General features: G+C 45.7%; 21 protein-coding genes. 11 read left to right on the top strand and 10 right to left on the bottom strand.

Annotated elements, in window-relative coordinates:
- Window positions 1-44 precede the first annotated feature (44 nt).
- From FS373_RS28400 to FS373_RS28375, 6 genes are all read left to right on the top strand, one after another.
- Window positions 45-545, top strand: a complete 501-nt coding sequence (locus tag FS373_RS28400) for a GNAT family N-acetyltransferase (RefSeq protein WP_144044309.1) — start codon at window positions 45-47, stop codon at window positions 543-545.
- Complete coding sequence (gene ybaK, locus FS373_RS28395) at window positions 542-1,021, top strand: Cys-tRNA(Pro) deacylase (RefSeq protein WP_144044308.1); 480 nt, start codon at window positions 542-544, stop codon at window positions 1,019-1,021. The genes FS373_RS28400 and ybaK overlap by 4 nt, the downstream gene beginning before the upstream one ends.
- A gap of 167 nt (window positions 1,022-1,188) precedes the next feature.
- A complete protein-coding gene (gene tusA / locus FS373_RS28390) occupies window positions 1,189-1,422 on the top strand; it encodes a sulfurtransferase TusA (RefSeq protein ID WP_144048759.1) in 234 nt (77 codons plus the stop codon).
- 33 nt (window positions 1,423-1,455) lie between these two features.
- Window positions 1,456-1,893: an MOSC domain-containing protein gene (locus FS373_RS28385; RefSeq protein ID WP_144044307.1), complete on the top strand. Its 438-nt coding sequence runs from the start codon at window positions 1,456-1,458 to the stop codon at window positions 1,891-1,893.
- A gap of 425 nt (window positions 1,894-2,318) precedes the next feature.
- Window positions 2,319-5,558 carry an amidohydrolase family protein gene (locus FS373_RS28380; RefSeq protein ID WP_152831147.1) on the top strand — a complete coding sequence of 1,080 codons (3,240 nt, stop codon included), beginning with the start codon at window positions 2,319-2,321 and terminating at the stop codon, window positions 5,556-5,558.
- Window positions 5,559-6,188: 630 nt separating this feature from the next.
- Window positions 6,189-6,779, top strand: coding sequence for a hypothetical protein (locus tag FS373_RS28375; protein ID WP_152831145.1), 591 nt, complete (start codon window positions 6,189-6,191; stop codon window positions 6,777-6,779).
- A gap of 112 nt (window positions 6,780-6,891) precedes the next feature.
- On the opposite strand, the gene FS373_RS28370 is transcribed toward FS373_RS28375, so the two are convergent.
- A complete protein-coding gene (locus FS373_RS28370) occupies window positions 6,892-7,491 on the bottom strand; it encodes a DNA-3-methyladenine glycosylase I (RefSeq protein WP_152831143.1) in 600 nt (199 codons plus the stop codon).
- 180 nt (window positions 7,492-7,671) lie between these two features.
- Between FS373_RS28370 and glyQ the strand changes: the two genes are divergently transcribed.
- Both glyQ and glyS read left to right on the top strand, forming a co-directional pair.
- Window positions 7,672-8,577, top strand: coding sequence for a glycine--tRNA ligase subunit alpha (gene glyQ / locus FS373_RS28365; protein ID WP_144044304.1), 906 nt, complete (start codon window positions 7,672-7,674; stop codon window positions 8,575-8,577).
- A gap of 11 nt (window positions 8,578-8,588) precedes the next feature.
- The gene (glyS, locus tag FS373_RS28360; protein ID WP_144044303.1) at window positions 8,589-10,658 is read left to right on the top strand and encodes a glycine--tRNA ligase subunit beta; all 2,070 of its coding nucleotides are present in this window, start codon (window positions 8,589-8,591) and stop codon (window positions 10,656-10,658) included.
- 51 nt (window positions 10,659-10,709) lie between these two features.
- Here the strand turns inward: glyS and FS373_RS28355 are convergent, their stop codons facing one another.
- Window positions 10,710-11,777, bottom strand: a complete 1,068-nt coding sequence (locus FS373_RS28355; protein ID WP_143564349.1) for an HDOD domain-containing protein — start codon at window positions 11,775-11,777, stop codon at window positions 10,710-10,712.
- A gap of 149 nt (window positions 11,778-11,926) precedes the next feature.
- Here FS373_RS28355 and pxpB point away from each other — a divergent pair, with 149 nt between their 5' ends.
- The 3 genes from pxpB to pxpA all read left to right on the top strand — a co-directional run bounded on the left by pxpB (window position 11,927) and on the right by pxpA (window position 14,640).
- The gene (gene pxpB / locus FS373_RS28350) at window positions 11,927-12,709 is read left to right on the top strand and encodes a 5-oxoprolinase subunit PxpB (RefSeq protein ID WP_143564348.1); all 783 of its coding nucleotides are present in this window, start codon (window positions 11,927-11,929) and stop codon (window positions 12,707-12,709) included.
- A complete protein-coding gene (locus FS373_RS28345) occupies window positions 12,706-13,635 on the top strand; it encodes a biotin-dependent carboxyltransferase family protein (protein ID WP_143564347.1) in 930 nt (309 codons plus the stop codon). Before pxpB ends, FS373_RS28345 begins: the two co-directional genes overlap by 4 nt.
- 267 nt (window positions 13,636-13,902) lie before the next feature.
- Window positions 13,903-14,640 carry a 5-oxoprolinase subunit PxpA gene (pxpA, locus tag FS373_RS28340; RefSeq protein WP_143564346.1) on the top strand — a complete coding sequence of 246 codons (738 nt, stop codon included), beginning with the start codon at window positions 13,903-13,905 and terminating at the stop codon, window positions 14,638-14,640.
- A gap of 46 nt (window positions 14,641-14,686) precedes the next feature.
- Here pxpA and FS373_RS28335 read toward each other — a convergent pair whose 3' ends face one another.
- The 8 genes from FS373_RS28335 to dnaA all read right to left on the bottom strand — a co-directional run bounded on the left by FS373_RS28335 (window position 14,687) and on the right by dnaA (window position 23,975).
- Window positions 14,687-15,043, bottom strand: a complete 357-nt coding sequence (locus FS373_RS28335) for a c-type cytochrome (RefSeq protein WP_152831141.1) — start codon at window positions 15,041-15,043, stop codon at window positions 14,687-14,689.
- A 1-nt stretch (window position 15,044) separates the two neighbouring features.
- Window positions 15,045-15,476, bottom strand: a complete 432-nt coding sequence (locus FS373_RS28330; protein WP_227993374.1) for a cytochrome C — start codon at window positions 15,474-15,476, stop codon at window positions 15,045-15,047.
- Window positions 15,476-16,702, bottom strand: a complete 1,227-nt coding sequence (locus FS373_RS28325) for a sulfite oxidase (protein WP_143564344.1) — start codon at window positions 16,700-16,702, stop codon at window positions 15,476-15,478. Before FS373_RS28325 ends, FS373_RS28330 begins: the two co-directional genes overlap by 1 nt.
- Window positions 16,703-16,704: 2 nt before the next feature.
- Complete coding sequence (locus FS373_RS28320; RefSeq protein ID WP_227993363.1) at window positions 16,705-17,040, bottom strand: c-type cytochrome; 336 nt, start codon at window positions 17,038-17,040, stop codon at window positions 16,705-16,707.
- Between the two features lie 570 nt (window positions 17,041-17,610).
- On the bottom strand, window positions 17,611-20,031 hold the full coding sequence (gene gyrB / locus FS373_RS28315; protein WP_143564343.1) for a DNA topoisomerase (ATP-hydrolyzing) subunit B: 2,421 nt from the start codon (window positions 20,029-20,031) through the stop codon (window positions 17,611-17,613).
- A gap of 1 nt (window position 20,032) precedes the next feature.
- Window positions 20,033-21,130 (bottom strand): DNA replication/repair protein RecF, encoded by a 1,098-nt coding sequence (gene recF, locus FS373_RS28310; RefSeq protein ID WP_152831139.1) that lies wholly within the window; start codon window positions 21,128-21,130, stop codon window positions 20,033-20,035.
- A gap of 336 nt (window positions 21,131-21,466) precedes the next feature.
- Complete coding sequence (gene dnaN, locus FS373_RS28305) at window positions 21,467-22,567, bottom strand: DNA polymerase III subunit beta (protein ID WP_143564341.1); 1,101 nt, start codon at window positions 22,565-22,567, stop codon at window positions 21,467-21,469.
- Window positions 22,568-22,586: 19 nt separating this feature from the next.
- The gene (gene dnaA / locus FS373_RS28300; RefSeq protein ID WP_143564340.1) at window positions 22,587-23,975 is read right to left on the bottom strand and encodes a chromosomal replication initiator protein DnaA; all 1,389 of its coding nucleotides are present in this window, start codon (window positions 23,973-23,975) and stop codon (window positions 22,587-22,589) included.
- Window positions 23,976-24,107: the final 132 nt, after the last annotated feature.

Below are 24,107 nucleotides of genomic sequence, written 5' to 3'. Positions count from 1 at the left end.
ACCTGTCAAAACTAGTCTTCCTCAAACAACTTTGGAATCAAGATATGGAACTGGTATTACTGGCAGATAAGCCTAAAGCGATTCCACAAATTGCTAAATGGTATAGCGATGAGTGGGGACACATAAGTAACGACAGTAGTCGATCAACTTCAGCGTTAGAAACTAAGCTGAATGGTTATCTCAATACAGACAAACTCCCCTTAATGCTTTTGGCTACAGTCAATAACCAGATGGTTGCAACGGCTCAATTGCGTTTTCAGGAGATGACCACTTACCCTGAAACCTCACATTGGCTCGGCGGCGTTTACGTCGATAAGGCTCACAGAGGGAAAGCCATTGGTCAGTCCCTGATTAATGGCATCTTAGATTTAGCCAGACGACACCAGGTGAGCGAACTCTATCTACAAACAGAAGATCATTCAGGTGGCCTGTATAAGAAGATGGGCTGGAAAGCCGTCGAACAGGTGACCTATCACGGAGTGAAAGTACTGGTGATGAAATTGAAGGTGAATGAGCGAGTTTGCGAAGAGCAGAAACGAGCATGACGCCTGCAATCGATGCACTAAAGAAAGCTAAGGTAGAGTTCACCATTCATGAATATCACCATGAACCGGGTTGTGATTCCTATGGGTTAGAGGCGGCAGAAAAACTAGGTCTGCAACTTGAACAGGTATTTAAGACCTTGGTCGTGCAACTCGATGGCAAACAGCTTGTGGTTGCCATAATTCCCGTCGCCTCAAAACTCAGTATGAAACTCATAGCCAAGGCAGCGAACGCGAAAAAAGCGGTCATGGCCAATGCCGATGATGTGCAAAGATCCACGGGTTATAAATTGGGAGGCGTCAGTCCAATCGCCCAGAAGAAAGCCCTAAAGACTTACATAGACATCAGTGCAGAGAATCACCCACAAATATATGTCAGCGGCGGTCAGCGAGGATTAGATATCGAACTAGCGCCAGAGCAGCTACAACAGATGACTAAGGCACAAGTATCTCCCCTCACGAGTGAATTGAAATCCTAAGCCCTACTTTCACAAAATCCCCCTCAGAGCTTGGATAAAGCTTTTTGCTGGAGTAATATTAGTCACTCTTTACAAGCACGCCTCACCTCTGATTTCAGTAGGTTTGATGGCAGATATATGGTTGAGGAATTATGAGCGACCGAGTGAGTGATACGATTATCGATGGCATGAATCAGGCCGACCATCATTTAGATGCCATTGGGCTCAGATGTCCGGAGCCCGTTATGATGGTGCGTAAATCAGTACGAAAAATGGAAGCTGGCGAGACTCTGCTGATTGTCGCAGATGACCCTGCCACTACACGCGATATTCCCAGCTTCTGTGAATTTATGGATCATAAGCTACTCTCGAGCAGTACAGATAAAACCCCTTACCAGTATTTAATCCAAAAAGGTCTCTGAACTGAAAGCCCTAACTACATAAAGGAATCATCTATGTCGACACTCATTGCCATCGGGTTTAAACCCATTAAGCAGAAGCCTATGACACTCGTTACTAAGGCGAATGTCACCTGCAACCATGGCGTCGAACAGGATTTCTTCGGCCGACCAGGAAAACGACAAGTCACCGTAATGTCTAAAGAGCAATGGCAAACCGTCTGCGCTGAACTAAATACCATGCTACCTTGGACGACCCGTAGAGCGAATCTACTGGTGGAAGGACTGAGTTTTACTCCGGCACACGTCGGCAAGATACTCCAGATAGGTGAACTCAAGCTGGAAATCACCGGCGAGACAGACCCATGCAAGAAGATGGAAATAGCCCATGCAGGACTCGAAGCCGCATTAAGACCTGATTGGCGCGGCGGTGTCACCTGCCGGGTATTAAACGATGCGGAGATAAATACAGGAGATTCCGTTCTGCTGAGCTAAACCAAGCTTACCTGTAAAAGCAGACTCGATGACAGGCTTAGCTCTGTTCATCGAGTTGAATTAGTCCAGACACTCTTCTTTCTCTTTCTTGCTAACCAACAGCAAGACCAATTTTCAAAACAAACTCGTTTATGGCAAGTATCAAAAATCCTGCTTAGAACCTCTCCTGCTAATTTCCCGATAAGCTTAATCATAAATCGAGTCTTGAACCCAATCTGAGTTAACAATTTGCTACACGATATTTGTTTTACCAGTCCCTTAAATATGCGATAAAAGACAGGTAAAAACCCAACGAAAATAAAGCATAAAAAACACAAGCGTCACAAAAATAACAACTCAGCTCGCTTTAAGAAAAGTCTGGCACAATCAACAGAGAATAATTATTGCCAACAGTTTTAGATTAGAAGAATAAATCAGGGATTAAAATGATAAAACATAAGTTAACTCCGCTATGTGCAGCAATCGCACTTAGCTTAAGTTTGCCGATAATGGCAAGCGAATCGACCTCAGACAAAGAACCTAAGTGGCAGGTAAATGCACCGACTAACGCCCCCTTTGAACAGGTTAAGATTGATGTATCAGAAGGCACCTGGATGAACATCAGTGTCAGTCCAAATGGTAAAACTATCGTGTTCGACATGCTGGGTGATATCTATCAGATCCCCATGCAAGGTGGTGAAGCTAAAGTACTAGCCAAAGGCATAGCCTGGCAGATGCAGCCAACATACAGCCCGGACGGAAAGTATATCGCCTTCACCTCCGATGAGAATGGTGGCGATAATATCTGGATCATGGATGCCGATGGCAGTAATCCAAGAGCCCTAACGGACGAAACATTCCGCCTGCTCAATAGCCCAGCCTGGAGCCCAGATTCACAATACCTGGTCGCGCGTAAGCACTACACAGGATCTCGTAGTCTAGGTGCCGGAGAAGTCTGGCTATATCATGTGGCAGGCGGCGAAGGCATTAAACTCACCGAGCGCCCTAACGAACAGAAAGATCTGGGCGAACCCGCCTACTCTCCGGATGGCCGCTACATCTACTTTAGCCAAGATGCCACTCCGGGTAAGACATTCCATTACTCGAAAGATTCGGTCAAGGGCATCTATAAGATCAAGCGCTACGATACCGAAACCGGTGACATAGAAGTATTAGTCCAAGGTACAGGTGGCGCCATACGGCCGACCCCTAGCCCGGACGGCACTAAACTAGCCTATATCAAGCGTGACGGATTTCAGTCTTCTCTGTACCTGCTCGACCTCAAATCAGGCAAGAAAGAGAAGCTATACGGCAAGCTAGACAGAGATATGCAAGAGACCTGGGCCATTCACGGTGTCTATCCGACCATGAGTTGGACCGCCGACAACCAAGAGATAGTCTTCTGGGCTGGCGGTAAGATTAACAAACTAGATGTTGAGTCCAAATCAGTTAAACAGATCCCCTTCTCGGTAAAGACCGAATTGGCAGTTCAACCTGCGGTACGATTCGAGCAAGACCTTGATAAGGATGTGTTCGACGTCAAGATGCTGCGTATGGCTCAAGTTTCACCCGATGGTAAGAAAGTCGTTTATGAAGCTCTGGGCAAGCTGTGGATTAAGAACTTATCTAATAAATCTGACAAGCACAGCCGCCTCACTAAGCTAGATTCAGACCTGAGGGAGCTGTATCCCCAGTGGTCTCGTGACAGCAAAAGTATCGTGTTTACCACCTGGGATGATCAGCAACAAGGTACCGTTAAAGTTGTCAGTGTCAGAAACAAGCGCAGCAAAACCCTAACCAAGGAGCCAGGTAAATATGTAGAACCCACCTTCTCCCCCGATGGTTATTTCGTGGTTTACCGTAAAGCTAAAGGCGGTTTTATCACACCGAAAACCTGGTCTCAGGATACTGGACTCTATAAGGTAGATATCAAAGGCAAACAAAATACCCGAATCACGCCCGACGGTTATCAGCCACAGTTTGGTGCCGACTCAGGGCGTGTCTACTTTATGGATCAAGGTGAGACCCCAGAGTTCGCCTCAATAAACCTGGATGGCTTCCAGAAGCGAGTTCACTACACCAGCAAGCTAGGTACAGAGTTTCGCATATCTCCCGATGGAAAGCAGCTAGCTTTCGCTGAACGCTTCAAGGTCTGGGTTACCCCATTCGCTAAGCACGGCGAGACCATAGAGATAGGTCCTAAGGCGAGTAACTTACCTGTCAGCCAGTTGAGTGTACGTGCCGGTGAGAGTATTAGCTGGAACGGTAACAGCGATCAACTCTACTGGACCTTGGGCCCAGAGCTGTATCAGATGCCAGTAGATACAGAATATAAAAATCAGCGTAAAACCAAGGGTGATGAGCAAACTAAGTCAGATATAGCTAAGGTCGAACCTAAGACCACCGATCTAGGATTCACTCAGAAGGCCGATGTTCCACGTGGAACAATTGCCTTCGTCGGGGGCAAGATCATCACCATGGAAGATGACAAGGTGATTGAGAATGGTGTGGTGATCGTCAAGGATAATAAGATTATCTCTGTCGGTGACGCATCGACTGAAATCCCTGGTGAAGCAACAATCATAGACATCAAAGGCAAGACCTTGATGCCAGGCCTATTCGATGCACATGCACATGGCGCACAAGGTGAAGATGAAATTATCCCTCAGCAAAACTGGGAACTCTACTCGAACCTGTCTCTGGGTGTCACGGCTATCCATGATCCGTCTAACGATACTACAGAAATATTCGCCGCTTCCGAGCAACAGAAAGCGGGTAATATTGCCGGCCCACGCATCTTCTCGACTGGTACCATTCTCTATGGAGCCAATGGTCCCGGCTACACATCTCACATAGATTCATTGGAGGATGCTAAATTCCACCTGGAGCGTCTGAAGAAAGTCGGTGCATTCAGTGTGAAAAGTTATAACCAGCCACGTCGTAATCAGCGTCAACAAGTCATAGCGGCCGCTCGTGAACTCAAGATGATGGTAGTGCCTGAAGGTGGCAGTTTACTACAACATAACCTGACCATGATTGTCGATGGTCATACGGGTATCGAACATTCATTACCAGCGGCATCTATCTACAACGACATAAAGCAACTCTGGAGTCAGACTGAAGTCGGTTACACCCCGACTCTCGTCGTCGCCTATGGCGGAATCTCGGGTGAGAACTATTGGTACGATAAGACAGATGTGTGGGCACACCCAAGACTGTCCATGTATGTACCAAGTGATCTATTAGATGCCAGATCCATGAGACGCCCTACCGCACCGGATGAACATTACAACCATTTCAATGTTGCTCGTGTGGCCAATGAGATGAATGATTTGGGTGTTAAACCAAATATAGGTGCCCATGGTCAACGTGAAGGTTTAGCGGCTCATTGGGAGATGTGGATGTTTGCCCAAGGTGGCATGAGCAACCTCGAGGTGCTCAAGACTGCAACCATCAATCCGGCCACACACTTCGCCATGGATCATCAGCTCGGCTCAATCAAACAAGGCAAGCTCGCCGACCTGATCGTCATCGATGGAGATCCACTCAAAAATATTCGAGTCACAGATCGAGTTACTTATACTATGGTTAACGGCAAACTCTACAACGCCGAAACCATGAATCAGTTAAACGGTGGATCAAAAAATAGAGGAAAGGAGAGAAAGCCTTTCTTTTTTGAACATTAATATCTGTTTTTTATTTTAAAATCTGGCTAACTTTACTGCCAAATTTTAATTTCAGGAAAATTATTTTTTGAAGAAAAAGAACCAAAAAATAATTAAATTTTCGCTTCGCGAAGAAAAGTGAGATAGAAAAAGTAATACTTCGATATTAAATAAGACAAAGGGTGTTCCACGTGGAACACTCTTTTTCTTATCATAATATACATACTTCATCCGCCCAAAATTAGAGAAGGTTCATGCAAATTATTCTACTGACAGTCTTGTCTCTCTTCATTTTATGCATGACCATTTTTAAGAAGTTAAAGTGGAAGCTAACCACACTTTACTTTGCAACAATTTCTAGTTTAAGTATTTTATTCATCGCTAAGAAGTACTTCTTCCTTCTGGAACCTGAAGCTTTGAATCCCATAAACTTCAGTGGCAACCTTTTTTACATCCGTTCTTGTTTATCAAGTAGCATATTATCTATTAAAAAAAATTAAGAATAGTCGGTTCAACATAGCGATAACCGTTACTATTGTTACCCTAGTAACTATTTTATCCTTGTATACACTACCGCGAATGGTCTATTTCCTCGCCTTCAATGAATACCTGAACCAAGAAACAAGCACTAATAATACCAACCCGCTTAAGTTGAGAAAAATAGAATATCATCGTCAAAGCTCTGATGTATCAACAGATATATCATTAAGCTTTATGTTATCTAAATCGTTAATTCCTTTGGAAATTTACAAAAGTAATAACAAGTTCCCACTTACAAATAGCAAGATGTTTTTTTCTGAGAAAAATGACATTTATAAGTCAGTGAATATTAGAAAAGTAGTTGTAGACTCAAATTATATCAAACAGCTGTTAACCGAAGAGAACTCTGAAGAATTAAAGAGTTTAGTTGGTATTAAGCCCTTAAGTTCTGATTTTGAACTTATCAAGTTTATGCTTAAATTTGAAATAGATGACTTAAGTTTTTTTTCTTCATTAGATGACTTTAAGCTGGCAATGATGTCCAAAATTATCAAGTCAACTTTCATACCTTTCAATGGAAACATATTTGAATTTAAACTAGATAAAGGATATCAAGGGCTTCAGTTTGGAGAGACTGATCTGAATAAACATATAAGAGTTAATGTTTACAGCGAAAAAATGCTGCTTGAACTGACGTTCAATGAATATACACAACAAGAGATCGATTTCTTTTTATCACAGATAAAGTTGATCGAGCAGTAGCAGGAAGTACTAATGCCAATCGGTATAGTACACTCTATTCGCTCCAACAAGCACTGACCAGGTCTTGGTTTTGCTCTCTCTTGACCTTAGCTATTTCCCTAAAACCTAGTTCCTAGGAACTAGTCTCTTCTTTATTACACTTATCATAACAAAAACAATATGTTGCATGGTCGTTAACCATACCCACCGCTTGCATAAACGCATAACAGATTGTTGGCCCTACGAAGTTAAATCCCATTTTTTTCAAAGCCTTAGACATGGCTACTGATTCTGGAGTCTGCACGGGGATCTCTTCCATAGCCTCGAAGTGGTTCACAATCGGGCTGCCTCCGACGAATCTCCAGAGAAATTCAGAAAAATCATTACCCTGCTCGCCCTTAGTATCAGAAAAGTTGGCCATGTAACCACGAGCATTCTTGATGATGGAATTAACCTTAAGACGATTTCTGACTATACCTTTATCCTGGAGTAATTCTTCGACCTTAGCATCATCGAATTTGGCGATCACTGCTGGGTCGAAGTTGGCAAATGCCGCTTCATAGGTCTTTTGTTTCTTGAGAATGGTGATCCAGGAAAGACCCGCCTGCTGCCCATCGAGGCAGAGTTTGGCGAAAAGCTCCTGATTGTCATACACAGGGCGGCCCCAGACGTAATCATGATAATCCAGGTAAATTTGATCATCCCCGACCCAGCCGCAGCGCTTCTTGTCCATGGTCTTACTCCCGAAATATAATTTTTATGTTTATTTCCTTTAGGAGATAAAAAATAACCTACATATGCCTATTTCTACAAGGTATAATCGAAACCATTTTTATATTTCCAAGCTAGCTCTAGTTGCTAATAAGCATCTAGACAAGGTATTGGTATCATCCTGACGGCGTAGACAGTAGACATGACGACGAAACATGACGTAAAGACATTCCAGGGTTTTATTATGACCCTGCAGGAGTACTGGGCGCAGCAAGGTTGCGCTATCGTTCAACCTCTCGATATCGAGGTTGGTGCCGGTACATTCCACCCACAAACTTTCCTACGTTCATTAGGCCCGGAGCCAATGAGCAGTGCCTATGTGCAGCCATGTCGCCGCCCTACCGATGGCCGTTATGGTGATAACCCTAACCGTCTACAGCACTATTATCAGTTTCAGGTCGTATTGAAACCATCTCCGAGCAACATTCAAGAATTATACCTGGGCTCATTGGAAGCTGTGGGTGTAGACATGGGCGTTCATGATGTACGTTTCGTAGAAGACAATTGGGAATCACCTACATTAGGTGCCTGGGGTCTAGGTTGGGAAGTCTGGTTGAATGGCATGGAAGTGTCTCAATTCACTTACTTTCAACAGGTTGGCGGTATCGAATGTAGCCCAGTAACCGGTGAGATCACTTACGGTCTGGAACGTCTGGCCATGTATATCCAGGAAGTTGATAGCGTCTATGACCTGGTCTGGACCGATGGTCCCATGGGTAAGATCATGTACGGTGACATCTTCCACCAGAACGAAGTAGAGCAATCTACCTACAACTTCGAACATGCGGATGTCGATGTACTTTTCAAATTATTCGATGATTGTGAGAAAGCGTGTGAGCGTCTCCTGTCTCTCGAAAAGCCTCTGCCGCTTCCGGCCTATGAGCAAGTGATGAAAGCCTCTCATGCTTTTAACATGCTGGATGCCCGCCACGCCATCTCGGTAACCGAACGTCAGCGTTATATTCTACGCGTTCGCACCTTGGCTAAAGGTGTTGCACAATCCTATTATCAAGCCCGTGAAGCCCTCGGCTTCCCAATGTGTAAGTAGAGGTAATAACCATGAATTTCGAAAACTTACTCATTGAAATAGGTACCGAAGAGTTGCCTCCTAAATCTCTGCGCAAGCTAGCAGAGTCTTTCCTGAGCAACTTTACCGACGAATTGAAGAAAGCGGAGCTTAGCTTCGAAACAGCCGTTTGGCATGCCGCCCCACGTCGCTTAGCCCTTAGCGTAAACCAACTCGCTACCGCTCAAGCCGACAAGGTCGTCGAAAAGCGTGGTCCAGCAGTGGCTCAGGCCTTCGATGCCGATGGCAACCCGACTAAAGCCGCCATGGGCTGGGCTCGTGGCAATGGCATCACAGTCGAACAAGCGAGCCGTTTGAAAACTGATAAAGGCGAATGGTTACTGCATCAGGCAAAAGTTGTCGGTGTAGAGACTAAGAGCCTGATCTCCGCTATGGCGCAACGCGCACTGGATAAGCTCCCTATCCCTAAGCCAATGCGCTGGGGCAGTAACAAGACTCAGTTTATCCGCCCTGTGCATACAGTGACTATGCTACTTGGCAGTGAAATCGTTGCGGGTGAGCTACTGGGCATCAAGTCAGATCGCGTTATTCGTGGTCACCGCTTCATGGGTCAAGCCAGCTTCGAGTTGGATCACGCCGATAACTACCTGTCAGCACTGAAAGAAAAAGGCAAGGTACTCGCCGACTACGAAGCGCGTAAGGCAATCATCAAGACTGATGCTGAAGCTGCGGCGGCTGAGATTGGCGGTATTGCCGATCTTGAAAACGAGCTGCTCGAAGAGGTCTGCTCTCTGGTCGAATGGCCAGTGGTATTAACCGCTAGCTTCGAAGAGAAGTTCCTCGATGTACCTGCTGAAGCCTTGGTATACACCATGAAAGGCGATCAGAAGTACTTCCCCGTATTCGATAAAGCGGGTCAGCTACTGCCTAACTTTATCTTCGTCACTAACATAGTGTCTAAAGATCCTCAGGTGATCATCTCGGGTAACGAGAAAGTAGTTCGTCCTCGCCTTGCCGATGCCGAGTTTTTCTTCGAAAACGATAAGAAACAGACATTGGAAGATCGCCTTGTGAGCCTGGAAACTGTTGTGTTCCAAAAGCAGCTGGGTACGATTAAGCAACGTGTCGAACGCATCTCTGAAATAGCAGGCTTCATCGCCACCAGCATAGATGCAAATGCCGAGGAAGCATCTCGTGCAGGCCTACTTTCTAAATCAGATCTGATGACAAACATGGTCATGGAATTCACCGATCTTCAAGGCACTATGGGCATGCATTACGCACGTCTCAATGGTGAGACCGAAGCGGTTGCTCTGGCTCTGCAAGAGCAATACAAGCCAAAGTTCTCCGGCGACACGGTTCCTGCGGCAGCTATTTCAGTCTGTGTAGCGCTGGCTGAAAAGCTGGATACTCTGGTAGGTATCTTCGGTATCGGTCAGGCACCTAAGGGCGCAGCCGATCCATTCGCACTGCGCCGCGCCGCTATCGGTATCCTACGTATTTGCGTCGAAAATAACCTGCAGCTGGATCTGGTTGACCTTATCGCTAAGGCACAGGCACTACATGGCAGTAACTTGAGTAATGATACAACTGCCGAGCAGGTACTCGAGTTCTTCATGAATCGTTTCCGCGCCTGGTATCAAGATCAAGGCGTTAGCGTCGACGTAATTTTAGCCGTACTGGCTCGTCGTCCAACGTCACCAGCCGACTTCGATAGTCGCATCAAGGCCGTATCTCACTTCAGAACGTTGGAGCAGGCTTTGGCATTGGCCGCCGCTAACAAGCGTGTGTCTAATATCCTGGCTAAAGTTGAAGGTGATATTCCGGCAAATATCGATGCGAGTTTATTGACTGAGAACGCTGAAAAAGCACTGGCAGAGAAGCTCAAGGATCTTCAACCTAAGCTGGCTCCTTTGTTTGCCTCGGCAAACTATCAGGAAGCACTGGCACTTCTGGCTGATCTACGTGAGAGCGTTGATACCTTCTTCGAAGACGTCATGGTTATGGTCGATGACGAAGCATTGAAGAACAACCGTTTAGCCCTGCTTTCAAGCCTACGCGATCAGTTCCTCCATGCGGCAGATATATCTTTGCTGCAGTAAACTGGTCCTAGAAACTTAAAGAAGCCTCAGCTCTCGCTGAGGCTTCTTCTTTTAAACCTCTTTCAGCTTCTCGTGTAGAACCTCAAACTCATCCCGGCTTAGATTTGCATCGATTAACAAGCGTGCCAAACAAGGCTCATCTAGCTTTTTACCATGATAAAGCATGGAACACTCACTGATCAGGTTTGCGCGCCATACCAAGGCTGCTAACGGCTCTGTGGGCGTTGAATCTAGGTTGGCTAGTTGGCTCAAAGATGATTCAAAGCAAACAGGTAAATGCCAACATTGAGCCAATAAGGCACTCAGGCTGAGGGATTTAGTGGTCATCACTTGCCTGAACAGCCAGGAGCTGGGCTGCTCTCCTGGTTCGGCTATCTGAAACTCATCTAACAGCATCTTAAAGATGGCAATTTTTCCTACGTCATGAAGAAGGCCTAAGAGAAATGCCGTGTCAGGATCCTGATCGGAATGATCAGCGGCCAATTCCGATGACAGATAGGCGACTTGCATTGAATGGCGCCATATCTGCAGACCGAAGCGGCGATAGTAGATAGGTTTAATCACTATCATCTCACGCACCATACAGGTGGTAACCAAACGCCTAAGCTGATCTCTGCCCAACTGCACGAAGGCCTGTTGCAAGCTGGTGACCTCCCTATCACCACGCTTAAATAACGGAGAGTTACATAATTTTATCACTTCGACACTCAAGACAGGATCGTCATGAATCTCGTCTACCAATACCTTTATATCGACACTCTCATCCTTAAGCCGTCTATCTAACTCGGTTAGCTTGCTTGGCAGTTTAAGGACCTTGTCGGCCACATCTTGTGGTGACATCAGGGCATTCTCTACATCATCCATAACCGCTTTCTCTAAATTATTAGCGATTCCTCCGGTGTCATTGGATTTAGTCGGGAAAAGTAGACTATAAAACAGCGCAGCGACATCAACCGAATCAGAGGTAAGCACCTCCTCTGTCGCTGTTGGGTCTTGTGGTTTAGCCGAGGTATCGGCTAATTTATCTTGGACACTCGTGTCTTGCCTAAAGCCTTTCGGCTCGGAAATAGAGGTTTTATCTCTGATATTAAAGAGCTTATTAAAAAGTTTTATAACCAATTTGTATGACCGGGTGAATAAACAGAAACGCCAGAATAGAAACTTAATCATAGCGCTTAGAAAGATAATCGGTGCGGTTTATCGGGTTACAAACTAGCTTTTAAGTATTACCCTGATTCTTTATCTTATAGATATGAAGCAAACATCACATGAGCGACGATCTGCTACCTAAATTATTCCGACTCGGTGAAAAAGCCCTGGTGCTGGATTGCGCCTCTCTATCAGGCTCAAACAGTAAACTGCAAATACAGAGACAAATTTGGCACATAGCGGATCTATGTAAAACCAGTGGTGACTTTGACGATATTGTTCCGGGTAATAATAATCTCACTCTTTTTTTCAAAGACAGTAAAAAAATCTCTTTCTGGAGTAATCAAATCAACAAGCTTTGGACCAATAAACAGGTTCAAGACAAGCCTAGTAAACTCATCCAAATCCCGGTCCAATATGGTGGGGAATATGGGCCAGATCTTAATGCTGTTGCCGAGTACCACAAGCTAACTCCACGAGAGGTAATAGCAATACATACCTCAACCCAATACAGTGTGCTGTTTCTGGGCTTCCAACCTGGCTTTCCCTATCTCGATGGACTGGATAAGCAACTCTTTACCCCAAGATTGGCAACTCCAAGATTATCGATTCCAGCAGGGTCTGTCGGTATTGGTGGCGAGCAGACTGGCATATATCCGGCTCAGTCTCCCGGAGGCTGGCAATTGATTGGTCGAAGTGCCCTGACACTATTCGATTCCTCATCTGAGCATGGTGCCCTGCTGAAACCTGGAGACAGGGTAGAGTTTGTCTCGGTTCGATCTATTTTAGATCCATCTATTTCAGAGCAGCCTATTTTAGACCAAGCAATTTCAGACCGATCTAATCCCGAGAAAGCTATTTCAAAGCAAGCTAAAACCAGCCATAAGGAGTCCTCAAGATGATAGAGGTGCTCATTCCCGGCTTTCACACCACAGTTCAAGACCTTGGACGCACAGGTTATCGCCACTTAGGGGTATCAGTCTCGGGCGCTTTAGATCGACAAGCCTTGATGCTTGCCAATCGTTTAGTCGCTAATCCGGATAACGCTGCGGGCCTAGAGCTCACGGCAGGAACATTGGAGCTCAAGTTTCACCGTGATGCCTGGTTTAGCCTGACAGGAGCTAACTATGAGATCAAGATTGGTTCCAGAGAGATCTGGCATGGTTGGCGCAGCAAGATTAACGCCGGAGAAACCCTCATCCTGAAAGGGCCAAAATCCGGAATGCGTGCTTACTTAGCTATAGATGGCGGCATAGATGTGCCTATCTCTTTGAGCTCGAGATCTACGCTAACTGCCGCCGAACTAGGCGGACACCAAGGTAGAGCCCTCAAAGTAGGGGATCGAATCCCCTTAGGAGATAAACTCTCACTTTCTAAGCCAATTGGTGCGGTGCAAAGAGGTTATTCTAATGAGGTACGCGCCCTAGCCGGACCCGAGATGGCCCTGTTTACCCAAGATTCACGTAAAGTATTCTGGAGTCGCCAGTGGCGGCTATCTAACGACAGTAATCGTATGGGTGCACGCTTATCCGGCGAGGCATTAAACTTAGAACAAGAGCCGAACTTAAACTCACATGCTGTGATGCCTGGTACCATTCAGGTTCCGCCATCGGGTCAGCCCATAGTCCTGCTAGCCGACGGACAGACGACTGGTGGCTATCCTAAGATAGCTACTGTGATTGAGGCCGATCTTTGGAAACTGGCTCAGACCAGGCCAGGAGAGAAGCTGCAATTTATTCACGTGAGTCCAAACCAGGCGGAAGATGCGAACTATGAATGGCAACAATATTTTTATCGTCTCCAAAAGGCAATTGATAGTTGTAGTTGATAACAGCAATCACGGAAGATGACTGTAAACTGCGAGTGGGAGCAGTATTTTTATCGATTACAGAGAGCAATAGATGGCTGTAGTTGATTAAAGGCAATCACGGAAGATGTCTGTAAACTGCAAGTGGCAACAATATTTTTATCGTCTGCAAAGGGCAGTGGATGCTAATAGCTAAGGCTAAGAAAGCCTCGAGTTGCGAGCTAAAGACAAAGCTAAGAAAGCTGCGAGTTTAAAGCTCGTAGCTAATAATAACAGTAAGGTTATATAGTGAAATTAAATCCGAAAGGCTACCCGATCGATCTTAATGCCGACTTAGGTGAAGGTGGAACCAATGATGAAGCCTTACTGCAACTGATCACTTCGGCAAATATAGCTTGTGGAGGTCATGCCGGTGATCAATCGAGTATGCAGACAACAGTGAAGATAGCATTAGCATCTGGGGTTAATATTGGTGCTCATCCCAGCTTCCCCGATCGTGAAAATTTTGGTCGTCAGCCCATGATCATTTCAGACCAAGAGCTATCAACCTCACTCAATCAGCAAATTGGCTCATTAAAAGCCGTATGTAGCTCACTAGGCGCAAAATTGTTCCACGTGAAACCTCATGGTGCCCTTTATAATCAAGCGGCCTTCAGTGAGCGTTTAGGGCAAATCTTAATTAACGCCATAAAACGAATAGACCCAAGCTTAAAATTAATGATTCTCGCTGCCAGTCCACTGGTGCCATTGGCAAGACAGCACGGATTAACGGTAATTGAAGAGGCTTTTGCCGATCGCACCTATTTAGCTGACGGCTCTCTGGCTCCCAGAACTATGCCTGGAGCGATAATAGAAGATGACAATCAATCCATAAAACAAGTTGAGCAAGTGTTAGCTAATCGACCACTAACGACATTAGATGGATCCATGCTGCAGCTCAAGGCCGATAGTATCTGTTTACATGGGGATAATGAGCATGCCTTAAGGTTCGCCCAGAAAATTGCAGAATACCTTAAAAATAAATAACACCGATCGCTATCAAATCAGCAGCCAATCAAACGCCAAAGATAACTTATTTAACCTTGGTATTCAGATTAATAGGAGTCAGAAGGCTATAGTAGAAAGTAAGATCTCTCATTTGCTCATCGGTCAGGCCACCAGCCTGAGCCTGCATATTAATATCGGCTCTGTCCCCAGATTTAAAATCCTTAAGCTGCTTATACAAATAAGCTTGCTTTTGTCCCCTGAGGCTAGGAAATAAACCCGCCTGACTTAACATCACAGGTCCATGACAAGCTTCACATCTGGTGTTGGCTAGCTGTCTCCCCTGCTCAATATTCCCTTGTTGTGGTTCTGCTGCGCTCACGCCAACAGCGACAATGGAAATAAGAAATATAAATATAAATGCGATACCAATTAATTTTTTCATCTTACTCGTCCCTCTTTATCACAGTGCCTATATCGGCTTTCTGACTTGGCGGCAGCGAGTCTTTATCTATTGGCTTACGTCGAAACAGGGTCATATCAATATCGACTTGATTGTAATAAGTACTTAAGTAATCCAATGTCGGCTCCCATGTATCGGACAGATCCCATAATCCCTGTGTATCTACCATCCACTGAATAGTCTCTTGCCAAAAGTCTCTGTCACCATGGTTTTGCGGCACGATTAAACTAGAATGGCAGGCGTTACACTGACCATTCACTAACTCCCAGCCAGGTGCCTTAATCAAACCGGATTTAGCATCGACGGGGTAGTCAATCTTAGCAATTGAAGTATTGGTGTCGCTTAGCTCAACGGCTTGAGCATGCAGGCATGTAGAGAGCAGGAGCAGACAGACAAACCGAATAAAGGACTTCATCAGACCACCCTAACGGCTATTCTATGGCAGCCATTAAACATATAACCTTTTGGGTTCCACTGAGGCTGCACCACAGGCTGGGTATCACCCTCACTATCGGTGGCTCTGGCCCAAATCTCATAATACCCTTGCTCAGGTAAGTCTAACTCTGTCTGCCATTGCTGCCAGGCAGTTGCGTTCTTGGGCTTCTCTAGCTCAACGACATGCCAGCGAGTACCATAGTCATAGCTAACCTCAACCTTGATAACTTCTCTCAAACCAGCCCAGGCATGACCACGAAGCACTGTTTTCTTGCCAAGCTTCATCTCGGTACCGGACTCAGGGAAAGTGATCAATGACTTTACAATCATCTGCTCAATGATCTCAAAGTCTTTGTTATCGACTTTTTCACCTGGGGCCACTGGATACTTAGGCACCTGATAAGCGGGAGCCGCCATCTTATGACCGTCGTGTAACTTGTTTCGTACACTGATCCCCACCGCGCATTTCTGTGATACCGAAGCGGGCCGTCCACCGAAAACAATACGCAGTGGATAACCATGCATATAAGGGATATCTTCACCGTTCATCGACCAGGCGATCAAGGCATCATCACTCAAAGCGGCATCGATAGGCACGCCTCGCGAAATAGCCTCACCGTGACCACTAAGATGCTTGTCGATACCATGATGTCCGGTATACACGGCATCTTCCTTGATGCCACAGTCATACAGCACATCCCTGACTAAGACCCCTGTCCACTCAGAACAGTACACAGCAGCATTATTCCACTGATTGCCCTTAGTACCGGGAAAGAAGTTAACCCGACTATTACCGCCACACTCAAGCACAAGTCTGCGGGTATGATGTTTAAATCTTTGCTTTAGCTCATCTAAGGTATAGGTCTTAGGTGTCTTTACAGATTCGCCATCCACCTTGAAGGTCCAGGTTTTAAGATCCATAGCCTTAAAGTCAGGCATCTGACCATTCCATCGAATGAATGCTACATCACCAGGAGTCACAGCCTTATCCAGCATGTGCTCTGCTGGGTAAGCATTTAACGGTTTTGTGTTCAAAACAGTGAAGTAATCGGGAAGATCTTCAGCCTTACTCCAGGTTAAAGATGAAATATCCAGAGAGGCCATTCCCAGAGGCATATTTCCAGCAAATACCCATTTAACCGGCAATATAGCAACCGCAGAGGTAGCAATAGCCCCTTTAATAAAAGCTCGTCTGTCTAAACTCATAATTATTTATTCTCTCCAGTGTAAAAATATTGCGCCAGGCTCTGCATATCTTCATCAGTTAATAACTGCGCCACCTTAGACATGGTCTTGTCACTGCGCTCACCGGATTTAAATGCCTGAAGTTGTTTAACCAGATATTCCTGATTCTGCCATCGTAAGTCTGCAATATTGGGAAAGTCATTAGTGCCCACAGTGCCATGGCAGGCAATACACATATTGAGTAACTGAGGTGATTCTCCAGCCTGAGCAGCCGAAGACGCCAAAACAGCAAGCATGACTAAGCTTGATAGCGTCAGACTCAATGCTGGCTCGGCGCTTCTGAGATTAAACATGGGCATTACAGCCTCCATAGCTTGCTCAATAAATTAACGACTCATACCCATTGGTATAATTTTCAGTGAGCCTTCTAGCATTAGCTGAAGGCTCACTTAACGTGTCGCTAATTTAGCCTTAACAGGACGGTTAAGAATATTCAAACTTCTTGATTTAAAGCGTTGAGAAAAGTTAATCAGGGCTGGGAAAGAGGGAATAAAGAAGGTGAGCGAGAAGGATTAAGAGGGAGAGGGAAACACCAATACTCTTTGTCTACAACAAGGGAACATCAGGCAGCTATGGTCTTTGGGGATAACGACTCTGACTATCAGGGATGATAGGAATGCACAGAGATGTAGAAACATCTCCTGCCATGTGCAACGTCTATTTGTATACATCCCTGTCCCTCTTATCTAATAAAGAATGACATAAATGTTCCAGACACAAACCCCCTCCTAGACCATCCATGGTCTTCGGGGATAACTACTTCCATGTACAAAAAAGCCCCGGATTTCTCTGAGGCTTTATCTTTCACTGTTAACGCTTAGCTCTTAACTCCACGTAGTGGCATCAATAGAGATGCGCAGCAGATCTATTTAGACATCCAAGTTAGCTACGTTCAACGCATTCTCTTCGATGAAGTTACGACGCGGTTCAACTTGATCACCCATCAAGCAGGTAAACAGCTGATCGGCACCGATAGCATCTTCGATGGTCACAACCAGCATACGACGTGACTCAGGATCCATGGTGGTTTCCCAAAGCTGCTCAGGGTTCATCTCACCCAATCCCTTATAACGTTGGATATAGAGACCACGTCTGGAATCATTCATCAGCCAGTTAAGTGCCTCGACGAAGGTAGAAATCTCCTTTATGCGTTCACCACGTTTAATATAACCGCCTTCAACTATGAGTCCTTCGAGCGCCGCAGCAAGTTTAGCCATACGCTCATAGTCACTAGAATTGAGGAACTCGTAGGTAAACAGATAACTGGTATCGATACCGTGCTTACGTATGTGCACATTAGGCAGATATACTTTACGCTCAGGATCCATAATCGGTTCGGCTTTATAGATAACACCGCCAGATTCTTTCTCTGTTAGATCAGCGACAAATGCGTCACACCACAGCTTAACCTTAGCTTCATCGGCTAACACCTCAGCATCCAGAGCTGGATGATAAAGCATACGTTCGGTCAGCAGAGTCGGATAACGCAGATTTAAACGCTCAAAGATGGTTTCAACTTCACGATACTGATAAACCAACTTCTCTAACGGTGCACCTGAGATAGCTGGTGCGTCAGCAGAAGAATGAAGCTCACCACCATCTAAGGCTAAGTTAGTCAGAAACTCAGTCAAGGCCAGCTCATCTTTCAGATACTGTTCCTGTCTGCCTTTTTTCACCTTATAGAGAGGTGGCTGGGCGATGTAAATATAGCCACGTTCGATAAGCTCAGGCATCTGACGGAAGAAGAAGGTCAGCAGCAAAGTTCGAATGTGAGATCCATCGACGTCCGCATCTGTCATGATGACGATGTTGTGGTAACGGGTCTTATCAGGATCGTATTCATCACGACCGATACCACAACCCAATGCGGTGATCAGAGTCGCGACTTCCTGAGAAGAGAGCATCTTATCGAATCTAGCCTTCTCAACGTTAAGAATCTTACCCTTTAGCGGTAGAATTGCTTGATTCTTACGGTTACGCCCCTGCTTGGCGCTACCGCCAGCAGAGTCACCTTCCACTATGTATATTTCAGAAAGTGCAGGATCTTTTTCCTGACAATCAGCCAGCTTACCCGGCAGACCACCTAAATCTAATGCACCTTTACGACGCGTCATCTCACGGGCTTTACGCGCCGCTTCACGAGCACGAGCCGCATCGATAATCTTACCGACGATCAATCTGGCTTCGTTTGGATGCTCCATCAGGTAATCACCCAACTTCTCACCCATGGTCTGCTCAACTGCCGATTTAACTTCGCTTGAAACCAACTTATCTTTAGTCTGAGAACTGAACTTAGGATCCGGAACTTTAACCGAAACAACCGCAGTCAGGCCTTCACGGGCATCATCGCCGGTAGCACTGGTCTTGCCCTTCTTGTTATAACCTTCACGCTCCATGTAAGCGTTTAGGTTACGGGTCAATGCACCACGGAAACCAGCAAGGTGAGTACCACCATCACGCTGAGGAATATTGTTGGTGAAACAGAAGATGTTCTCCTGGAAACCATCGTTCCACTGCATGGCCACTTCGACAGTGATACCGTCATCGCGTTCCTGAATGAAGTGGAACACGTCTTTGTTGACCGGCGTCTTGTTCACGTTCAGGTAATCGACGAAGGCGCTGATGCCACCTTGATACTGGAAAAACTCATCACGGTTATCACGCTCATCGATCAAGCGGATACCGACACCCGAGTTTAGGAATGACAGCTCACGAACGCGTTTAACCAGAATATCGAAATGAAATTCGATATTAGTAGTGAAGGTTTCATGGCTTGGCCAAAATCTTAGCTCGGTACCAGTGCTCGTCGCATCGCCAATCTCTTTGATCGGCGCATCGGGCTCACCCGAGGTATAGAACTGCTCGTAGAGCTTACCGTTACGACGAATAGTCAACTGTAGCTTCTCAGACAGAGCGTTTACTACCGAAACCCCCACGCCATGGAGACCACCGGAGACTTTATATGAGTTATCATCGAACTTACCGCCCGCATGGAGTACGGTCATGATCACTTCTGCGGCCGAGATACCCTCTTCCGGGTGAATTTCGACTGGAATACCACGACCATCATCTTTCACCGATACCGAGCCATCGACATGGATAGTGATGACAACTTCGCTACAATGGCCCGCTAAAGCTTCATCGATAGAGTTATCGACCACTTCGAATACCATGTGATGTAGCCCGGAACCGTCGTCGGTATCGCCGATATACATCCCTGGTCTTTTCCGTACTGCATCAAGGCCTTTTAATACCTTAATACTCGAAGAATCGTAACTATTCTCTGACATATTATTCTCTCGTCGGTTGTTCAATTACCGTTACACGCCCCTGTTCCACATGGAACACCTTACTCGGCGGCGTGTTTAACGAATCTAGTATCGCTGCAGGCTCGATGGCGGTGACAAAAACTTGTGCGCCGGTATCGGTTAACTGCTGCAGCAACAATTGCCTGTGCTTTGCATCCAATTCCGATGGAAGATCATCCACCAGATAAATACTATTCTTATCTATTTGCTGCTTGAGTAACTTTCCCTGTGCAATACGCAGTGCACAGACTAACAATTTCAGCTGTCCCCGGGATAAAGCATCCTGAATTGGCAAGGTGCCAACACGTAATCTCAAATCGGCTTTATGGGGACCACTAGCGGTATTGCCGCTAGATACATCTCTGGGATATTGCGTCTCTAAGAGCTGCGCATAATCTGTTTTACTATCCCAGCCTCGGGTAAAAGAAATCTTCACATCGACCTGAGGTAAAAACTCTTCGATTATACCCTTAAGTAGCTCATTTAACGAGTTTACATATTGAGTTCTGATATCGGTCACGACTTCAGAATAACGAACTAACTCTCTATCCCAATATTGAATCTGATCGTAGCCAGCCTCATTTTTAAGCAACTGATTTCGTTGCTTTAAAATTCGCTTTACATTGACCCAGGCGGAATGAAAAGTTTTATCACAATGGAACGCTCCCCAATCGATAAACTGACGCCTAGACTTAGGCCCTTCAAACAGCAAGGCAAAACTCTCGGGGGTGATCACTTGTATCGGCAAAGATTCGGCCAGGGTCGATAATCGTTTGACCTTATCGCCGTCAATCTTGACCTCGGTCTCGCCGCTGCGAAATCGTCTCAGGCCTATTTTGCTCTCTTTATCCTGCACATTTAAGTTAGCGAATAAGGTTAACTTATCATCCGAGTGTTGAATCACACGCTGGGAAAGATGACTGCGAAAGGAGCGGCCCATACCAAGAAAATAGATAGCTTCTAAAATACTGGTTTTGCCACTGCCATTCTGACCATAAATGAGATTAATCCCTTCGGCCGGAAGCAGTTGAGCAGAGACGATATTCCGAAAAGTTTCAATATGAAGACGCGTCAGACTCATTTATGGCTCATTAATCACTTATTCGGGCAAACTAACAAAATGCACTTAATTTAACGGATAAAACGTCGCAAATCATCAGGTGGAAAAATTTAAATAGCCAAGAAGATTAGCATATCCACAGACCACATCAAAGCGCAGAATTTATCCAGGGTAAGACACAAAGCCGGTTGTTTACCGTCCATAATCAACCGGCATAGGTGTTGACTGCCAAGGTCTTAAGCGTTCCATACGCTTTAAAGACATTTCCCACATCCCTATGGGTCAGTGGCAGACACAAAAAAGGCTGCGTTAGCAGCCTCTTCAATATTAATTGCGGTTTATCTAGTCGAATTAAGACTAGAGCCTCATCGGCATAACCACATACATAGAGTTTTCTTCGATATGATTTTCGATCAAGGCACTGGAATTGCCATCGATAAGCGTGATGCGTACATCGTCTGAAGGTAAGTTATTAAGCACATCCAACAGGTAACTGACGTTGAAGCCTATCTCCAGAGGTGTATTGTCATATTCCACATCTAAGATCTCCTCGGCTTCTTCCTGCTCAGGATTGTTGGCGGTGATCTTAATCAGATTATTTTCCAGCTGTACCCGCACACCACGAAACTTCTCATTCGACAGGATAGAGGCGCGAAGCAGAGCCTGCTTAAGCTGGTTTCTGCTGGCAATAACGATTTTATCGCCCCCCTTGGGCAAGACTCGGCGATAATCAGGGAAACGACCATCCACTAACTTACTGGTCAGTACAGCACTCGATGTCGTTGCGCGTATGGCATTATCACCTATGGCGATAGTCACATCTAAATCTTCGCCTTCGAACAGACGTTGCAGCTCGACAACCCCTTTACGGGGCACGATCACTTGCTTCTCTGGCAGGGTCGCCTCAATTTGACGATGACTCAAGGCTAAGCGATGTCCGTCGGTTGCAATGGCACGCAGCACATTGCCATCGGTTTCCAGTAGCAGGCCGTTAAGGTAATAACGCACATCCTGATTAGCCATGGAGAACTGAGTCGCATCGATAAGCGACTTGAGTGTGCCCTGCTTGATGGTAAATTCGATATCAGACTCGAAGGCTTCTACATTGGGATACTCTTCCGCCGGCAGTGTCGCTAAGGTAAAGCGACTGCGGCCAGATCTGAGTAACAGGCGATTTTCCTGTTGCTCAATTTTTATCTCGACCTGATCGGGGAGTGATTTAACGATATCGAGTAATTTCTTCGCCGGAACGGTAGTACGTCCCTCTAGAACATCACCCTCTAACTGAACCTGACCGACTAATTCGACCTCAAGGTCGGTACCAGTCATCTTAAGTGTGTGACCACTTACTTCAACTAAGAGGTTTGCCAGAATAGGCAAGTTATGTCGTCTCTCCACCGCTCCATTAACTAATTGCAGCGGCTTTAATAGGGCATCCCTATCAATTGAAAATTTCATCAGTTTCAATTTCCCAGATTTATGAAGATAACGTACGGATCAAATTAGCATAATCTTCTTTAATGTCGTGATTTTCTTCGCGCAACTGTGCAATTTTACGACATGCGTGTAAAACAGTTGTATGGTCACGACCGCCAAAAGCATCCCCTATCTCAGGTAAGCTCTGGTTGGTTAATTCTTTCGATAGCGCCATAGCCACCTGACGAGGCCTGGCGACACTACGGGAACGACGCTTAGACAGCATATCGGCCATCTTGATCTTATAATATTCGGCAACAGTCTTCTGAATGTTATCTATGGTGACTAATTTTTCCTGCAACGCCAACAGATCTCGCAAGGCTTCGCGGACGAAATCGATAGTGATTGGGCGACCGGTAAAATTAGCATTCGCTATGACTCGATTCAATGCACCTTCGAGCTCACGAACATTAGAACGTAATCGCTTAGCGATGAAGAAAGCGACTTCATCGGGGAGATTGACGCCACTTTCCTGCGCCTTACGCATAAGGATCGCCACACGAGTCTCTAATTCTGGAGGCTCGATCGCTACGGTCAAGCCCCAGCCGAAACGAGACTTGAGACGATCTTCTACGCCATCGATCTCTTTCGGATATTTATCTGAGGTCAAGATCACTTGATGATTACCTTCCAATAACGCATTGAAGGTATGGAAGAACTCTTCCTGTGATCTGTCTTTATTGGCAAAGAATTGAATATCATCGATAAATAATGCATCGACGCTACGGTAATAGCGTTTGAACTCTTCGATGGCATTATTTTGCAGGGCTTTCACCATATCCTGAACGAAACGCTCAGAATGCATGTAGACCACTTTGGCATTGGGATTATTCTTGATGATGGCATTGCCCACGGCGTGTAACAGGTGGGTCTTACCCAGACCGGTTCCACCGTAGAGGAATAAGGGGTTGTAAGCACCACCAGGATTCTCGGCAACTTGAAGTGCCGCAGCTTTGCCTAATTGGTTCGATTTACCCTCGACAAAGTTTTCAAACTGATAAGCCGGATTAATATTACTTCTGTGATTCGCCGTGATAGCCGGTTCGGGCATATTCACATTAAATGAAGTCTTAGTCGGCCTGGTATTCATCTGAACTCTAGGGGGAGCCATTGCAGGCGTAGCCTGAACCGGGCGTGGAGCGGCAGGTTTGCTGCCTATATCGAAACGTAACTTAGGTGCATCACTACCCAATTGCTCAGTAAAAAACTGATTGATGATGTTAATATATTTGTCTCTGACCCAATCTAGTACGAAGCGATTTGGCGCGTAGAGAACGAGTGTGTCCCCATCCATTTCTGCTTGCAACGGTCTGATCCACATGCTGAATTGTTGAGACGAGAGCTCATCTTGTAGTCGCCCGAGACATTGCTGCCAAAGTGTAACCGCCACGTACTTATCCCCAAAAGATCATACAAAGAGGTGTATTCTATAGTGAGATCACTAGGATCGCTATCCTTTATAATATAATTATCCCCAGATAGATCACCTTTAACATATGATACAGATCCAAAAGGATCTACA

The sequence above is a fragment of the Shewanella sp. YLB-07 genome (assembly GCF_009377275.1).
Note: the sequence above shows the minus strand (reverse complement) of the source record. Positions and strands in the feature narration are given on the sequence as shown.

Coding starts and splice junctions, on each gene's coding strand:
- FS373_RS28400 (WP_144044309.1), top strand. CDS start 45: ATGGAACTGGTATTACTGGCAGATAAGCCTAAAGCGATTCCACAAATT.
- ybaK (WP_144044308.1), top strand. CDS start 542: ATGACGCCTGCAATCGATGCACTAAAGAAAGCTAAGGTAGAGTTCACC.
- tusA (WP_144048759.1), top strand. CDS start 1,189: ATGAATCAGGCCGACCATCATTTAGATGCCATTGGGCTCAGATGTCCG.
- FS373_RS28385 (WP_144044307.1), top strand. CDS start 1,456: ATGTCGACACTCATTGCCATCGGGTTTAAACCCATTAAGCAGAAGCCT.
- FS373_RS28380 (WP_152831147.1), top strand. CDS start 2,319: ATGATAAAACATAAGTTAACTCCGCTATGTGCAGCAATCGCACTTAGC.
- FS373_RS28370 (WP_152831143.1), bottom strand. CDS start 7,491: ATGGACAAGAAGCGCTGCGGCTGGGTCGGGGATGATCAAATTTACCTG.
- glyQ (WP_144044304.1), top strand. CDS start 7,672: ATGACGACGAAACATGACGTAAAGACATTCCAGGGTTTTATTATGACC.
- glyS (WP_144044303.1), top strand. CDS start 8,589: ATGAATTTCGAAAACTTACTCATTGAAATAGGTACCGAAGAGTTGCCT.
- pxpB (WP_143564348.1), top strand. CDS start 11,927: ATGAGCGACGATCTGCTACCTAAATTATTCCGACTCGGTGAAAAAGCC.
- FS373_RS28345 (WP_143564347.1), top strand. CDS start 12,706: ATGATAGAGGTGCTCATTCCCGGCTTTCACACCACAGTTCAAGACCTT.
- FS373_RS28335 (WP_152831141.1), bottom strand. CDS start 15,043: ATGAAAAAATTAATTGGTATCGCATTTATATTTATATTTCTTATTTCC.
- FS373_RS28330 (WP_227993374.1), bottom strand. CDS start 15,476: ATGAAGTCCTTTATTCGGTTTGTCTGTCTGCTCCTGCTCTCTACATGC.
- FS373_RS28325 (WP_143564344.1), bottom strand. CDS start 16,702: ATGAGTTTAGACAGACGAGCTTTTATTAAAGGGGCTATTGCTACCTCT.
- FS373_RS28320 (WP_227993363.1), bottom strand. CDS start 17,040: ATGCCCATGTTTAATCTCAGAAGCGCCGAGCCAGCATTGAGTCTGACG.
- gyrB (WP_143564343.1), bottom strand. CDS start 20,031: ATGTCAGAGAATAGTTACGATTCTTCGAGTATTAAGGTATTAAAAGGC.
- recF (WP_152831139.1), bottom strand. CDS start 21,130: ATGAGTCTGACGCGTCTTCATATTGAAACTTTTCGGAATATCGTCTCT.
- dnaN (WP_143564341.1), bottom strand. CDS start 22,567: ATGAAATTTTCAATTGATAGGGATGCCCTATTAAAGCCGCTGCAATTA.